The organism is Stenotrophomonas sp. CFBP8980, from assembly GCF_034046095.1.
In the GTDB taxonomy this organism is placed as follows: domain Bacteria; phylum Pseudomonadota; class Gammaproteobacteria; order Xanthomonadales; family Xanthomonadaceae; genus Stenotrophomonas; species Stenotrophomonas lacuserhaii.
Map to the genome: position 1 here is coordinate 183,979 of NZ_JAXCXF010000004.1, position 14,770 is coordinate 198,748.

15 protein-coding genes are annotated in these 14,770 nt (G+C 66.4%); 7 read left to right on the top strand and 8 right to left on the bottom strand.

What is annotated here, in order from left to right; genetic code table 11:
* Nucleotides 1-84: 84 nt before the first annotated feature.
* A complete protein-coding gene (locus SOM47_RS11005) occupies nucleotides 85-1,110 on the bottom strand; it encodes an AI-2E family transporter (RefSeq protein ID WP_320505654.1) in 1,026 nt (341 codons plus the stop codon).
* A 293-nt stretch (nucleotides 1,111-1,403) separates the two neighbouring features.
* Here SOM47_RS11005 and SOM47_RS11010 point away from each other — a divergent pair, with 293 nt between their 5' ends.
* Genes SOM47_RS11010 through SOM47_RS11020 form a run of 3 tightly spaced genes read left to right on the top strand, consistent with a single transcriptional unit; the run spans nucleotide 1,404 to nucleotide 4,437 of the window.
* Entirely contained in the window at nucleotides 1,404-2,090 is a 687-nt protein-coding gene (locus SOM47_RS11010; protein ID WP_320505568.1) for a hypothetical protein, read from the top strand.
* A complete protein-coding gene (locus SOM47_RS11015; protein WP_320505569.1) occupies nucleotides 2,083-3,273 on the top strand; it encodes an aminotransferase class V-fold PLP-dependent enzyme in 1,191 nt (396 codons plus the stop codon). Before SOM47_RS11010 ends, SOM47_RS11015 begins: the two co-directional genes overlap by 8 nt.
* Nucleotides 3,274-3,276: 3 nt before the next feature.
* On the top strand, nucleotides 3,277-4,437 hold the full coding sequence (locus SOM47_RS11020) for an MFS transporter (RefSeq protein ID WP_320505570.1): 1,161 nt from the start codon (nucleotides 3,277-3,279) through the stop codon (nucleotides 4,435-4,437).
* A 130-nt stretch (nucleotides 4,438-4,567) separates the two neighbouring features.
* Here SOM47_RS11020 and SOM47_RS11025 read toward each other — a convergent pair whose 3' ends face one another.
* From SOM47_RS11025 to SOM47_RS11050, 6 genes are all read right to left on the bottom strand, one after another.
* Nucleotides 4,568-4,849: a DUF3247 family protein gene (locus SOM47_RS11025; protein WP_042612909.1), complete on the bottom strand. Its 282-nt coding sequence runs from the start codon at nucleotides 4,847-4,849 to the stop codon at nucleotides 4,568-4,570.
* 92 nt (nucleotides 4,850-4,941) lie between these two features.
* Nucleotides 4,942-5,223, bottom strand: coding sequence for a PQ-loop domain-containing transporter (locus SOM47_RS11030; protein WP_320505571.1), 282 nt, complete (start codon nucleotides 5,221-5,223; stop codon nucleotides 4,942-4,944).
* Entirely contained in the window at nucleotides 5,220-5,918 is a 699-nt protein-coding gene (locus SOM47_RS11035; protein ID WP_320505572.1) for a glycosyltransferase family 2 protein, read from the bottom strand. Before SOM47_RS11035 ends, SOM47_RS11030 begins: the two co-directional genes overlap by 4 nt.
* Nucleotides 5,915-6,502 carry a class I SAM-dependent DNA methyltransferase gene (locus SOM47_RS11040; RefSeq protein WP_320505573.1) on the bottom strand — a complete coding sequence of 196 codons (588 nt, stop codon included), beginning with the start codon at nucleotides 6,500-6,502 and terminating at the stop codon, nucleotides 5,915-5,917. The genes SOM47_RS11035 and SOM47_RS11040 overlap by 4 nt, the downstream gene beginning before the upstream one ends.
* Nucleotides 6,499-7,260 carry a PIG-L deacetylase family protein gene (locus SOM47_RS11045; RefSeq protein ID WP_320505574.1) on the bottom strand — a complete coding sequence of 254 codons (762 nt, stop codon included), beginning with the start codon at nucleotides 7,258-7,260 and terminating at the stop codon, nucleotides 6,499-6,501. The genes SOM47_RS11040 and SOM47_RS11045 overlap by 4 nt, the downstream gene beginning before the upstream one ends.
* A complete protein-coding gene (locus SOM47_RS11050; RefSeq protein WP_192083559.1) occupies nucleotides 7,248-8,210 on the bottom strand; it encodes an acyl-CoA dehydrogenase family protein in 963 nt (320 codons plus the stop codon). Before SOM47_RS11050 ends, SOM47_RS11045 begins: the two co-directional genes overlap by 13 nt.
* Before the next feature lie 234 nt (nucleotides 8,211-8,444).
* Here SOM47_RS11050 and SOM47_RS11055 point away from each other — a divergent pair, with 234 nt between their 5' ends.
* The 4 genes from SOM47_RS11055 to SOM47_RS11070 all read left to right on the top strand — a co-directional run bounded on the left by SOM47_RS11055 (nucleotide 8,445) and on the right by SOM47_RS11070 (nucleotide 11,907).
* Entirely contained in the window at nucleotides 8,445-8,609 is a 165-nt protein-coding gene (locus SOM47_RS11055; RefSeq protein WP_320505575.1) for a hypothetical protein, read from the top strand.
* A 9-nt stretch (nucleotides 8,610-8,618) separates the two neighbouring features.
* Complete coding sequence (locus SOM47_RS11060; RefSeq protein ID WP_042612915.1) at nucleotides 8,619-9,086, top strand: DUF4126 family protein; 468 nt, start codon at nucleotides 8,619-8,621, stop codon at nucleotides 9,084-9,086.
* A gap of 90 nt (nucleotides 9,087-9,176) precedes the next feature.
* Nucleotides 9,177-10,043, top strand: a complete 867-nt coding sequence (locus tag SOM47_RS11065) for an SDR family oxidoreductase (RefSeq protein ID WP_042612916.1) — start codon at nucleotides 9,177-9,179, stop codon at nucleotides 10,041-10,043.
* 28 nt (nucleotides 10,044-10,071) lie between these two features.
* Complete coding sequence (locus SOM47_RS11070) at nucleotides 10,072-11,907, top strand: glycoside hydrolase family 15 protein (RefSeq protein ID WP_320505576.1); 1,836 nt, start codon at nucleotides 10,072-10,074, stop codon at nucleotides 11,905-11,907.
* Between the two features lie 115 nt (nucleotides 11,908-12,022).
* Here SOM47_RS11070 and SOM47_RS11075 read toward each other — a convergent pair whose 3' ends face one another.
* Nucleotides 12,023-14,545 carry a glycoside hydrolase family 3 protein gene (locus tag SOM47_RS11075; protein ID WP_320505577.1) on the bottom strand — a complete coding sequence of 841 codons (2,523 nt, stop codon included), beginning with the start codon at nucleotides 14,543-14,545 and terminating at the stop codon, nucleotides 12,023-12,025.
* Between the last annotated feature and the right edge of the window lie 225 nt (nucleotides 14,546-14,770).

A 14,770-nucleotide genomic window follows, 5' to 3' on the forward strand; every position in this document is an offset into this window, starting at 1 on the left:
CAGAGGTGCGCATCGGTAGCGCCGAACCATGTTCGGCGAGCGCGGCGCGCAGCCTGCATCCGGCGATGAAGGTTGCTGGATGGATCAGATCCAGCCCTGGTCCAGCAGCTCGCGTTTGATATACGCATAGAACACCGGCGCTGCAACGAGCCCAGCCAGCCCGAACGCGGCTTCCATCAGCAGCATCGCCAACAGCAGTTCCCACGCGCGGGCGCGGATTTCACCGCCCACGATGCGCGCGTTGAGGAAGTACTCCAGTTTGTGGATGACGATAAGGTACAGCAGTGCCCCCATCGCAACGTAGAACGACACGGACAGCGCCACGATGGTGATGATCGTGTTGGAGATGACATTGCCCACCACCGGCAGCAGACCGGCCACGAAGGTGATCAGCACCAGGGTCTTGGCCAACGGAAGCTGGACCCCGAACAAGGGCAGCACCACCAGCAGGTAGATGCCGGTGAACAGGGTGTTCAGCAGGGAGATCTTGACCTGAGCGAACACCACCTGGCGGAACGAGGTGGCCAGCCGGCTGGTCCGGCCGACCAGTTCCTGGGCAAGCGGGCCCATGCGCGGCAGCGGCATTTCGTCGTAAAGCGCGACCATCGCGCCCAGCACCATGCCGATCAATACCCGAACGCCGACCTGCACCACGGAGGTGCCCGCCACGCCCAGTTGGCGCTGGTGTTCGGCCGCCCATTCGTTGAGCGCGGAGCGCAGCGCGTCCATGTCTTCCGGGATGTAGGCACGCAGCAGCGCTGGCACCTGGTGGCGCGAACTGTTGAGGATGTCCATCAGGTGCGCAAGCAGCGCGTCCGGTCCCCCTGTCTGGTTGCGGAAGACGGCGGCCAGGCCGACGCCGGCCAGGCTCAATGCGCCGATGATCAGCACCGCAAGCAGGATCACCGAGAACGCCCTGGCGCGACCGGGAGGCAGCTTGCCTTCCACCAGTCCGGCCAGCAGATGGGTCAGGTGAAAGACCAGCAGACCCGACAACAGTGTCACCACCAGCCCCAGCCGCAGGGCCAGCCACATGCCAAGCAGCATCAGCGACCACGCGGCCACGCGGAATGCCGGGGGGCGCGACGCGGGCGCCGTGCGTTCGTGCATGACAACAGACATTGCGTGTCGATCCTGGAGCGAAACCTGGGGCCATCATACGGGCCAGCCGGCTGCGCCATAACGTGGCGGCTTTGCCCCTTGAGCATTCGTGGTGCATTTCTAGACTTGATCGAACAAGACGGTGTCCGGCATCCGTCACGTATGGGTCAAGCCGATTCCAAGGAGGATGTATGGGCAATGCAGTGCGGATTTCCGAACCGTTCCCTGGCGCACCACCGCACCGGCCTGGCGATGTCAGCATCCTGGCCGGCAATTCCCGGGTTTCACTCAACGGTGAGGGCGTGATCGAGGTCCAGGCCCAGTTGCGCGCCTTCGAGGCCGCGCTTGGCCTGGCGCGCCGCCATCGCGAGAGTGGACTGCCGATGCCGCGTCTGTCGGTGGCGTTCGATCATCGCGGCATCTTTCGTACGCAGTTCCTTGATGACGGACTCAGCAATTCGCAGAAGCGGCGCCCCTGTTTGAGCCACCTGCACCCGGCCATCCGCGAGGTCTTCCAGCCTGCTGCCGCGCTTCATCAGATAGCGCTCGGCGCCATCCACGCCATCCATGAGGATTCCGCCCGCCAGCATCTCTCGCATACCCTGGCCCTGGGCGGCGTACCCGAACGACTGGTCCGCAGCATGGTGGCCGGCGTCGCATCGCCGCCGAGCGGCGAAGAACCGCAGGTGCCCACGCAGCGGTTGACCTGCGCCGCCATCACCACGGAGTACTTTTCCCGGGCGGCCGGCGATGCAGCATCCGGCACGACGTTGCTGGAGGTCTTCTTCGAAGAGAGCGCATGGTCGGAAAGGCTCGCTTACGGGCGCGGGCTGCAGCTCAGCCACCTGCTGGGCAGCACCTCCACGATCAGGCTGAACCTGGTCAGTGACTGCGGCGCGGTAAGCCAGGGCGCGTGCATCGCGCCGAAGTTCGCAGTTGCTGCCGCACAAGCGTCTGCCACCCCGGTGCCGGGGATGCCCGATGCATGACGTGCAGCGTCCGATCTACCTGGACAACAACGCCACCACGGCACTGGATCCCGACGTGCTGCAGGCGATGATGCCGTACCTGACCCGCTGCCATGGCAACGCCGCCAGCCGAAGCCATGCCTTCGGCTGGGACGCGAGCCGTGCCGTGGACACCGCCAGGGCGGCAATCGCCACGGCGATCAATGCGGCCCGGCCTGCGGATATCATTTTCACGTCCGGAGCGACCGAATCGGTCAACCTGGCCCTGGCCGGTCTGCGTGCGCTGCACGGCGCGTCCGGGGGCCATGTCATCACCTCGATGATCGAACACAAGGCGGTGCTGGACAGCTGTGCCCGTCTCGGCGACAACGGCGTGTCGGTGACCTGCCTGCCGCCCGGCACTGATGGCATCGTTTCGCCGCAGCACATTGAACGTGCGATCCGTGACGACACGCGGCTGGTGTCGATCATGGCCGCCAACAACGAGACCGGCACGCTGCAGTCGTTGGAAGCAATCGGCGCCCTTTGCCGGGAACGCGCCATCCCCTTCCACACCGATGCCACCCAGGCGTTCGGCAAGGTCGCACTCGATGTCAGGCGCATGAACATCAGCATGGCCTCCTTCTCGGCGCACAAGATCCACGGGCCCAAGGGCATCGGCGCGCTGTATGTGGATTCCGCGAACCCGGGCCTGGCGCTCTCACCGCTGATCGTGGGCGGCGGGCACGAGCGCGGCCTGCGTTCGGGGACGCTCAACGTGCCCGGCATCGTCGGATTCGGCCGCGCGGCGGAACTGGCTCTGCAGACCCTGGAGTCTGAATCGTGGAGGGTGCGCGGGCTCAAGGATGCGCTTCGCCGCTATCTTGTTGCCAATGTGCCCGGGATGGAGATCAACGGCCACCTGACGGCGTGTCTGCCCGGCACACTCAACGTTTCCTTCGCCGGCGTGGATGCCTCCTCGCTGCTGCTCGAACTACCCGATATCGCGCTGTCTTCGGGCTCTGCGTGCACATCGGCGCAGCAGTCGCCATCGCACGTCCTGCTTGCCTTGGGTGCCAGCGAGGCGCGCATCCAGTCCAGCGTGCGTATCGGGATAGGTCGCTTCAACACGGAAGAGGAAGTGAGGCACGTCGGCGCACGCCTTGCCGAGGCGGTGGCAATGCTCAGGTCTATGGTGCCAGCGGCTACGCAGCCGGGGAGCTGACACATGCGCCCCCGTTCCCCGTCGCTGATCCTTTTCGGCACGCTGTTCAGCGCTGCCGGTTACGGTGCGACCTTCCTTATCGCCTCGTGGTTTCGCGCCCAGGGCGGCAGTGAGCTCGATGCAGGTACCACGCTCAGCATGGCGCTGCTGGGGACATTGCTGGGCGTGCCGTTGGTGGGCTGGTGCGCGGGTTGGGTCGATGCCGCGCGCCTGGCCGCAGTGGGCGCGCTGGCCATGGCAGCGGGCTACCTGCTGCTGGGGAGCCTGGGCGGGATCGCCCCGGCTTCCCTGCCCCGCCTGGCGGCGATGTTGATCGGCCTGGGCTGGGGGATGTTCTATCTCGGCGCGCCGCTGGCGATGTCCGAACGGCTGGACGATAGCGAGCGTGGCCCGGGCTTCACCCGCTTCAGCGCCTTCCAGATGACCGGCATCTGCGGTAGCCCGATCGTGCTTGCCGCTTTGTTGGAACAAGGCGGCCTACCGTTTGCCTCGGCGTTTCTTTGGGTCGGTATCGTCGGCCTCCTGGCAGCGTGCCTGCTGGCGTCATTCGGCATCCGCGAAGCGCGACCGCCGCAGCGCAAAGCGCTGCGTCCATGGGTGCGGAAAGTCACCGGGCTGGCCGGCTCCGTGGCGATCCGGCCCATCCTGATGGCCGGGCTGGGCGGGGCGGTGTTCTCCGGCATGATGGCCTTCCAGGGCTCGCTGACCGATGGCAGCGCGGCCAGTGCCAGCACGTTCTTTGCGCTGCACGCAGGCACCGCGGTGGCACTGCGGCTGCTGCTGGTGCGCCACCTTTCGCGCTGGCCGCGCAGGCCGGTGATCATCTGCCTGCTGGGCTGCCTTGTCGCCGGACTGGTGTGCCTGCATGGCAGCGCCGTGCATTCTGCATTCCATGCTGCCGCCGCCATCCTGACCGGCGCCGGTTACGGGCTGCTGTACCCGGTCATCCAGACCTGGGCGGTCAATGCATCGGCACTGGAAGACCGCCACGCGGCGCTGACCTGGTTCGTGGTCGCCTACTTCATCGGGATATTCGGGTTTCCTGCGCTGGGCGGATGGCTGCTGGTGGTCGCGGGCAAGTCCACTTTCATCTGGGCACTGGCCGCGCTGGCGATGCTGGAACTGGCCGTAGCGACGGTGGACCGGGCCGGCCGACTGGACTGACAGCGGCAACGCACGCTTCAGAAGAACGATAATTGCACCAAGTCGCGACAGTGAACGCCTGCAATGAGGGCTTCATGCAGAGCGCGGACGCGATCCACCCACACGATATCGGCCCGGATTTCTCGCGCGCTTAGAATGTTCCGACCCGCACCACCCGCTCCACTTCATCCAGCCACAAAAGCCGTACCTGCGCATCCCCGCAATCCAGTCGGAGCAGCCCGTTGGTGCCTTCATTGCCGTCTTCATCGAGGAACTGCTGGATGTTCGGTGGCTCCGGCACGGTGCCGGTGACGACCTCGCCCGATACGAGATGCAGCTCGGCCACCATTTCCGCATCGAACTGTGACTGCAGCTGTTTGAAGCGCTCGATCTCGCGCGCATCGGTATGAACTCGGGGGGCACGTTGGGCCATCTGGCAATCTCCTTTGTTGGATGCATTCAGTCGAGAGGGGTTACTGAGAAGGCAGGCTGCGCGTGATCTGTTCACGGCGGGAATCTGCCCTCTCACCGCCGCGGGCCCACATTCCTGCGCCGTCGCACGGCCAGCACCTGTCCAGTGATCGCGGTAATCAGGATCAGCGAATTGGTCACCACGAAGACCGTGGATCCGACCAGTGCGCTATAGGCAATGAACAGCACCGAGGCGGTAATCTGCCCCACGAACAGCCAGGTGGAGACTGCTTCCACGGAATCTGCCTGGTGCTGCTTGTGGATCTGCCGCGCCAGCGTGGCGATCAGCACGATCGTCGCCGCCCACCCCAGCAGGTCCACCGGTTCGAAGGTCATCGCTGTAGCGCCGTGGTCGGCAGCAACGCAGCGCCAGCGTCCAGCACTTCCCGCTCCAGTGCGCGCAGGAAACCACTGAAACCCTGCGGCGCACGCGCCGTGCGTCGTGCGCTGGTGGCGACAGCGGGCTGCGCCAGCCAGGCAATCCTGGCCTCTACCCGCTCAAGGGCGTGCACCATGGCAACGTCTTCGCCGGTGACTACCGCACTGAACCCTCCTGCGGCCAGATACGCCGAGGCGCTGATGCCCATATTGGCGCCATGGACATGCCGGTGCCCATCGACCACTGCCTTGGCGGTGAAGGCATCGCGTACCGCCTGCGGATAGTCCAGCCAGTCGACGACCTCGACCACGCCGCAGAAGGCGTCTGCACCGCAGTTGACCTGCCGGTACAGCCAGTCCGCCGGCACCACGGTATCGGCGTCGGTGCTGGCAATCCAGCGCGCCCCCAGTGACAATGCGTGCGCTGCGGCGGCCGCACGCGCGGCGCCTACGCAGCGCACTTTGACGGCCAGCGTGGTGACGCCCTGCATCAGGCAGACGGACTCGGTCGCATCGCGGCAGTCATCCAGTGCGACGACGACGAGCACCGCTTCCCCATGTAGACCGGGATGGGCGGCAGCCAACGACACCGCCGCCAGGCAACGCCCGATTACTGCCGCTTCGTCATGGGCCGGCACGATGACCGCAATCATCGCAATCCTTCCCACCGGGCGACGCTGGTCGGCTGTGGGCTCCAGCCCTGCAACAGCACGTCCTCGTCTTGGTAGGTGAAGGCTTCCACCAGCCCTTGGCCAAGCACGTGGTGCACGTCGCGTGTCATGCTGTTTGCTTCATCAAAGGGATGACGCCAGTGGCAGGCCAGCAGCAGGCCCTGGCCGGCAAGACTTCCCCGCAATTTCGTTCCCATCTGCAGCAGATCCGCCGCGTCCAGATAGTAGCCGACCTCGCTGACCACGATCAGGTCGAAGCGTCCGTCCGGCCATTCGGCGGGATGCTGCGCATGTTGCAGCGTTACGTGGGTACAGCCGCGAGTGGAGTCAGCGGCCTCGGCCAATGCGTGCTCGTTGATGTCCGTGGCCAGCAGCTTCTCGCAGCGCGCAGCCAGTTCGGCGGTCAACACGCCATTGGAACAGCCCAGCTCCCACGCGCTGGCATAACGCTGCTTCGGCAGGCAGGCGAGCGTCAGCGCCCGCTTGCGAGCCTCGTACCAGCGGCTGCGGTACTGGAAGGGATCCGGCTGCTGGTACAGCATGTCGAAATACGCGGCGGTACTCATCCGATCAGCACCTCGAACGGGCGGTGGAAACGCGCAGTCACATGTGCCGGCAGGATGGGCGGGCAGTCCAGGCCATCCACATCACCGGTCTGGGTGGCGAAGGCCTGCATGGCCTCGCGCTTGCGCGTCAGAAAGGGCGCGTCCATCGGGATCCGCATGGCCGTGGGCCACGGACTCAGGGGCGCCGCGGGATCAAGCCAATGCCATGCCCAGACCGGGTACTGCAGCATGCGTGCGCCTCGCGCACTGGCCGCGGTGCGTGCCGCTCGGCCGGTGGCTTCATGGTCAGGATGGGCGTCCTTGATCCACGGGGCGATCACCAGATCATTGGGCATCAGCTGAGCCGACAGGTGTGCGGCCAAGTCTGCTTCGTGGGTGGTGACACCCCCATCGGGCAGCGCGAGCGGGGTGACGTGGGTTGCGTCCAGTCCCAGCACACGCATGGCCTGCGCCAACTCGTGGCGGCGCGCATCACGTAACCGCTCCGGCGGCCACTGCGGCTGTTCGGAGTAGCAGGCTTCGCCGTCAGTTACTGATACGACGTGCACGGCAACATCCTGCGCCAGCGCCGCCTGCATCAGTCCGCCGCAGGCCAGCACTTCGTCATCCGGGTGGGGCGAGACGACCAGCAGGCGACGCGTGCCGTCGAGCAACGTATGGGCCTGCGTGCTGGGCAGCGCAGAAAGCCAGCTGCTGCCGGCCCAATCGGCTTCCAGGTTGCCCTGCCCTTCGATCCGCTGCGGCGTCAGAGTGTCCACGGTCCCTCCTGTGCCTGCACCGCGCGTCCCAGTTCGGCCCAGTCGCGATCGGCATGGCTCTGGCGGATGAATACCGTCAAGTCACTCCAACGCCGCGCGTGATCACCGTCCAGGCACATCGGCGCCGGCCCGAGCGCGCGTGCAACGGCATCCAGGACCTGCGTGCAGGTGCGCTCCATCACGCTGCGTACGCGAAGCACGTCGGTCTGGTGCGGCTTGGACGGCATGGCGTCGATCCATGCCGCCAGTTCGCGGATCAGCGCGGCTGCCGACTGCAGCTGCATGTCGACCTGCCCCAGCAAGGAGGCGGTCTGCGCATCCCCCGCGACCCGCGGCGAGCGCTGCAGCGGTGCGGCCAAGGCGACTGCGGCGCCGTACCAGCATGCCGCGATTCCGGCGCCGCCGTGCCAGAAGCCGGGACGTGCCAGATAGGCACCGGGCTTTCCGATCGGTTCGGCCGGCACCTGGGTGAACTGGACGCTGCCACTGGGGATGCCGCTCATGCCAGTGGCATGCCAGGTCTGCGGCCGCAACCGGATGCCAGGCGCATCGGCGTGGATGCGCAGTAACTGGGATCCCTGCGGACCCTGCGCGGTGACCAGTGCGATGTCGACCAGGCCGGCGCCGGAGCACCACGGCTTGTCACCGCTCACGGTACCGGTGGCAGGGTCGAACAGCAGCGTAGCCTGCGGCCCCTCTGCCGCCCATACCGCCGCCAACGACTGCCTGCCCAGCGGCGACGCATGCAGGTCGGACAGGATGACCTGAGCGTCGTAGTGAGCTTCCAGCACTTTGGCCAAGCACAGATCTCGCCCGGCGATGGCAGCCAAGGCGCGCCAGCGTTCCAGCGTGTGGCCGCGCCCGGGTGCCGGCAGGCTGGGCTGGCTTCCCAACACCTCGCGCGCGGCGGCCTCCAGCGCAGGGGCGGCGTGGTCGGTGAGTCGGTCCATGTCAGGTCGCCACGATGAAGGTGTCCGGGATGCCCCGGCGGACGGAGCTGCTGCCGGCATGGGTCGCTGAACGCATCGGGATATCCTTGGAGAAGCGGGTGACCTACTGATACCTGCCCGCCCGTGCGCCGGTGGTGACCGCCATGTGGCGGGCATGTGCAGCCCGCGGCGACGCCGCGCTCACCTGGAGGCGCGCATGTTTCCGGGCATGACCACCCGCTGCACGGAGAACGTATGACAAAGCTGCCGCTCAATCCTGGCGCCGACGTGGCCGACCAGGACAAGCCGGACACCCCCGACAAGCACCGCAATGATGATGCGCGGTGGAAGGACAAGGACATGCCGGAGTCTGAGCACACGGCCACGCCTGGCGACTACGAAAAGCCCCCGAAGCCCTGAGGACACTTTATGGCCTTGATCCATTCGATATTGATGGGCGCCGTTGCCGGCATGCGCGCCATGACGCCGCTTGCAGCGGTGACCAACGCGGCGCGCACCGGCACCCTGCCTGCTGACAACGGGGCGCCTGGCCTGCTGTCCAATCCGCTGGCTTCGGCCGGCATGTTGGCGCTGGCGGGTGGCGAGCTGCTGGGCGACAAGATGAAAACCGCACCGGATCGCATTGTTCCGGCTGGCATGGTTGCACGCGTGGCGACCGGCATGATCGCCGGCGCTGCGCTTGCCCCACATCGCCAACGTGGCATCGGCGCGCTGCTGGGCGCAGGTACCGCGGTCGGCATGGCCTACCTGACCTTCAACCTGCGGATCCGCGCGATCGCACGTTACGGTCAGACCCCGACCGGTGCGGTAGAGGATGCGATCGCTGTCGGCAGTGCAGCGCTGATCACACGGTGCGCAGAGCGTAGCAGCGGCTGAGGCGTACACACGGCGCAGACACGGCGGGGCCGTGTTATTTACCGGCCCCTCGCCAGACTGCAGGCTCACTCCCCGACGGATTGCCTGCCAATGCCTGCACCCAACTATCCCAAGCCCCCGTTCAAAGCCCAGCAGCAGTCCTTTCCCGGCAAGACCGACAAAATGGAGCCACGGCCAGACCACGGCGAGGAAAGCTATGTCGGGCACGGGCTGCTGAAAGGCAAGAAGGCGCTGATCACCGGCGGCGACAGTGGGATCGGCGCCGCAGTTGCCATCGCCTACGCCCGCGAAGGGGCGGACGTGGCCATCGCCTTCCTGCACGGCGAGGAGAAAGACGCCGATACCATTGCCGCACTGATCGAAAAGGCGGGCCAGAAGGCGGTACTCTGCCCCTGCGACATCAGTGACGACGCACAGGCCGAAGAGCTGATCCAGCATGCCACGCGCGAGCTGGGCGGGCTGGATATCCTGGTCAACAACGCCGCCTACCAGCGCTACTACGAGTCCTTCGATGACATCACGCTGGACGACTGGCGCAAGACCTTCGACACCAATGTGCATGCGGTCTTCAACCTGACCCGGCTGGCCGTGCCGCATCTGAAGGACGGAGGCTCGGTCATCAATACCGCCTCGGTCAACTCGAAGAAGCCGACGCCGAACATCCTGCCCTACTCGGCCACCAAGGGCGCACTCGCCAACCTCACGATCGGGCTGGCGGGCCTGCTGGCGGAGAAAGGGATCCGGGTCAATGCGGTACTGCCGGGCCCGATCTGGACGCCGTTCATCCCGGCCGGCATGGCCGCCGAGGAAGTGCAGCAGTTCGGCAGCCAGACCCCGTTCGGCCGTCCGGGGCAGCCAGCGGAGCTGGCTTCTGCGTACGTGATGCTGGCGGCCGACAGTGCCAGCTACACCTCCGGTGCACTGCTTACGATATCCGGCGGTGCGGTCACCCTGTGATGACGCTCCCGGAGCACGGCGCGATGCGATGCGGACCGCGCCGATGGTGATGCCCGGCACGGTTTCGCATCCAAGCACCAAACGGGATGCGGACGGCTTCGTACCGATCCATGCCTATGCGGCCATCGGCGATGGGCGCTCCAGCGCGCTCATCGCGCCCGATGGCAGCATCGATTGGTGGTGCGCACCCTGCCTGGACGCGCCACCGTTGTTTGACCGCCTGCTCGATGCGCCTGCAGGCGGCCGCTTCGTACTGCAGGCACGTGACGTGCACCGCGTGCAGCGGCGTTACCGGCCCGATAGCAATGTGCTGGAGACGGTGGTGCAGACCGCCTCCGGCCGGGCGCGGATCACCGAATCGCTGAACAGTGGGCCAGCCGGACGCCTGCCGTGGTCCGAACTGGCCCGGCGCATCGAAGGGGTGGGCGGTGCGGTGACGTTCGACCTGCGCTACCAGCCAGGTACCTTGGCCGATACGCGCACTCCCTGGATGAGCGATACACCCAATGGCTGCGTGCACCACGTGGGCCCGGTGATGACGATGCTGCGGTACACCGAAGGGGTGCAGATCAGCGAGTGCGACGACCGGGCCGTGTCCGGGCATCTGACGGTCGAGGCGGGTGACAAGGCGCTCATCGCCCTGCTCGCATCACAGGACGAGGTGCTGCCGGTGCCGCCGCTGCAGGACATCGACACACGGATCGATCGCTCCGACCGCGAATGGCAGCAATGGGTCGCTGACCTGCAGTTCGAAAGCAGTCATCGCATTGATGTCATCCGCTCGGCCCTGGCATTGAAGTTCCTGTGGTTCGCGCCGACCGGGGCGATTGCCGCGGCAGTCAGCGCATCGTTGCCCGAGCGTATCGGCGGCGACAAGAACTGGGATTACCGCTATGCGTGGGTGCGCGATGCGGCGTACGTCATCAAGGCCTTCCTGCGCGTGGGCGCGATGCCCGACGCCAAGGCCGGTTTCAGCTGGCTGATGACCACCATCGGGCGCCACCAGCCGGGTCTATCGCCCTGCTATACCCTGCGCGGCGAGCGCGTGGAGGAAGAGCGCACCATCGACGTTCCGGGGTACCGCGGCAGCCAACCGGTACGGGTGGGCAACACCGCCACCGACCAGCTGCAGACCTGCACCTACGGCGATGTCATGGAAATGGCCAGCCGCATGGTGGGTGCCGGCCACGTGCTGGATCCTGCCACCGCGCAGCTGCTGTTCGATCTGGCCGACGAATGTGCCGAAGGCTGGATGCGCAGGGACCACGGCTTCTGGGAACTGGAGGACCTTCAGCACTACACGATGTCGAAGGTGGAATGCTGGATGGCACTGCATCGGGCCTGCGAGATGGCCGGACAGGGCCACCTGAGCCAGGCTTGCCTGCCACGCTGGCAGCGCGAGGCCGAACGTATCCTGACGTGGGTGGATGAGCACTGCTGGGATGAGGGGCGGCAGGCGTATGTCATGCACCCAGGTAGTGACCGCCTGGATGCGAGCCTGATGCTGGCCTGCCGATTCGGACTGGCTGAGGTCCGCAGGGAGCGCTTCATCGCCACCCGCGAGGCCATCCGGCAGGAGCTGGCTGATCCCAGCGGTGACCTGCTGTGGCGCTATAGCGGAATGCAGGACTGCGAAGGCACCTTCATCAGTTGCGCATTCTGGATGGTGGAAGCGTATGGGCTGCTGGACGAAGCGGACGAGGCACGGCGGCTGTTCGACGTGCTGCTGCGGCGTGTGCGCAACGATGTCGGACTGATGCCGGAAATGTGGGATCCTGCGGCCGATCAGGGGCTGGGAAACACGCCACAGGGCCTCAGCCACCTGGCCCTGGTGCACGCGGCGTTCTCCCTCGACGGCCAATGACGATGCACGCGTAGCGACGACCCGCGAACAGCCGCCGAGCATGGCTCGGCGCTACCGAATCCGGGCGGATTCCCAGGTAGCGCCGACCCATGGTCGCGAAAACCCGGATGTGGGCTCACTCGGCGCAGGTCACCTTCTGGTCGTAATCCGTTCCGATGGCGACCTTTGCCAGCGACAGGCGCACGCCCTTGCCCGCCTGCAGGGCCATCGGGATATCGACCTGCTTCATGTCCACCCCGGCACTGCGCAAGCAACGCAGCGGCACGCCCACACGGGTCCACTCGCCCACCTTGGACGCCGTCAGCGCCTTGCTGATTGATACTTCACCGCGCGTGGTCTTCCCGCTCGTCGCGAGGTAGCTCACCGGGGCGCCGGCAGGCAGCATATCGACCCGCAGCGTAGAGATCACGAGCACGTCGCCATTCGTTTCGCGATCCAGGTCCAGTGGTGCATTGGCCCGCAGCTCGATCAATCCGTTCCGGGCGAAGCTGAACTGGCGTCCGCCTTCCTGCACCTCCGTGTTGATCGCGGTCATGGCGACCGAACCGTCCGGCGTGGTGGCGTTGGGGTGCACGATATCCATCGCCTCGCCATCAGCGCCGGTCAGGCGCAGCGTGAGCCCGGTCGCGGCCACGCCGCGGTCGAACCAGGTGCTGGTGCGCGATTGGGTCGGGTCGATTCCCGGCTCTTCCGAGAGTGGCTGCAGCTCGCCGTTATCTGCATAGGTGAGCCCATAGCCGAACGCGAACTGCGGGTCATAACCCGGCTGGCCCACGTTGTTGGCGTACTGGTCGGCACGGCGCGGCCACGAGAAACTGAGCTTGCCGCTGAAGTCATGCTGCATCTTGCCATCGGGCCCACGCAGCAGCACGTCGGCCACGCCTGCGCCTTCGGATCCCGGCAGCCATGCGGCAACGAAGGCGTCGGCGGCATTGATCTCGCGGTTCAACCACAGCGGACGCCCGCTGATGAAGACCGCCACGACCGGGATGCCGTCGGCTTTCAGCTTGCGGATCAGCTCCAGGTCACCCGAGCGGCCGCCCTTGAACATCAGGTCCGGCAGGTCGCCCTGGAACTCGGCATACGGGTCCTCGCCAAACACCACGATGGCGACGTCCGGCTTGGTTCTGTACGCACCGTCCAAGGCCAGCTCGGCGTTGCCGCCGGCTGCCTGCACCTGGGCTTTCAGCCCATCCCACAGGGTGTCGGCGTTGGGGAAGTCGTCTCGTTTGGTGCCATCACCCTGCCAGGTCAGTGTCCAGCCGCCGGTCTGCTTGGTCATGCTGTCGGCACCATCACCCGCAACCAGCACGCGCTGCTTCGGCGACAGCGGCAGCAGTCCGCCGTGGTTCTTCAGCAGCACCAGCGATTCACGCACGGCCTGCCGCGCCACCGCGCGATGTTGCGGCGAACCGAGCAGTTCGAACTTGCCACCCAGTGCGCGCGCGGACGGCCTGGGCTTTTCGAACAGCCCCATGCGCATCTTGGCCCGCAGGATCCGGCGCACTGCATCGTCCAGCCGCGCCATCGGCAAGGCTCCCTCCTTGACGTGCTTTACGGTGCTCTCGTAAAGCCCCTTCCAGGTATCCGGCGCCATCGCCATGTCCATGCCGGCGATATAGGTCTGCGCGCAGTCGGTATTGGTGCAGCCCTTCACCTGCCCGTGGCCGTTCCAGTCGCCGACCACGAAGCCGCCGAAGTTCATCTGGCCTTTCAGCACATCGGTCATCAGCGGCTTGTGGCCGTGCATCTTTTCGCCGTGGAAGCTGTTGAACGAGGCCATCACCGACTGTGCGCCGGCCGCAATGGCGGGCACGTAGCCAGCGGCGTGGATGTCACGCAGCTGCGCTTCGGTGACGGTGGTATCGCCCTGGTCCTTGCCGTTGGTGGTGCCGCCGTCGCCCAGGAAATGCTTGACCGTGGTCATCACGTGGTGGTCGTCGAGGAAGTCGGCCGCGCCGGCCTTGCCCTGCAGCCCCTCGACGAACACGCCGGCATAGCTGGCGACCAGCGCCGGATCCTCGGAATAGCCCTCGTAGGCGCGGCCCCAGCGGTCATCCTGGGGCACGGCAACGGTCGGTGCGAAGGTCCACTCCATGCCGGTGGTGCGGGTTTCGGCGGCGGTGATGCGGGCGATCTCGCGCAGCAGGTCCGGGTTGCGCGTCGCGCCCAGGCCGATGTTGTGCGGGAACAACGTGGCACCGACCACGTTGCTCTGTCCGTGCATTGCATCGATCCCCCAGATGATCGGGATCGCATGGCCGCCGCCGCTGATGTCCATCGACGCTTCCCAGTAGGCATCGGCCAGCGCCAACCATTCGGCCGGCCTGGCGTTGTAGCGCCCACCCGGATCGGACCCGCCGCCGGCCAGGACCGAGCCGAGGCGATACTTCCTGACCTCCGCCGGGGTGATGCTGCCGATGTCGGCCTGCACGATCTGGCCCACCTTTTCTTCCACGCTCATCTTCGCCATCAGGTCGTCGATGCGGCGCTCGATGGCCGGGTCGGTGGGCAGCGGCCAGCTCGGCTGCGGCCACTGCGACGGATGGATCTGGCCGGCGGGCGTGGCAGCATGGGCAGTGCTGCTGCACGCCAGTGCCAAGGCGGCGCACAGCAACAGGGGCTTGAGGGACTTCATGATCGGCGAATTCCTTTCGAATCAGGACAGTGCGCGCGGGCGCTACGCAGGAACGTTTCTATGTCCGGATTGACAACGCTGTCAACGGCGAAGCTCCGATGCGTAGCACACCCCTTGTGCGGCGTAGACCGTGGGCCGTTGATCAGGGCCGGTACGCTGCGTCGCAGCATGGCCTTGGCGGGAGGTCGGCGCCCGCGGGAAAAACAAAGTTGCACGCGACTGCAT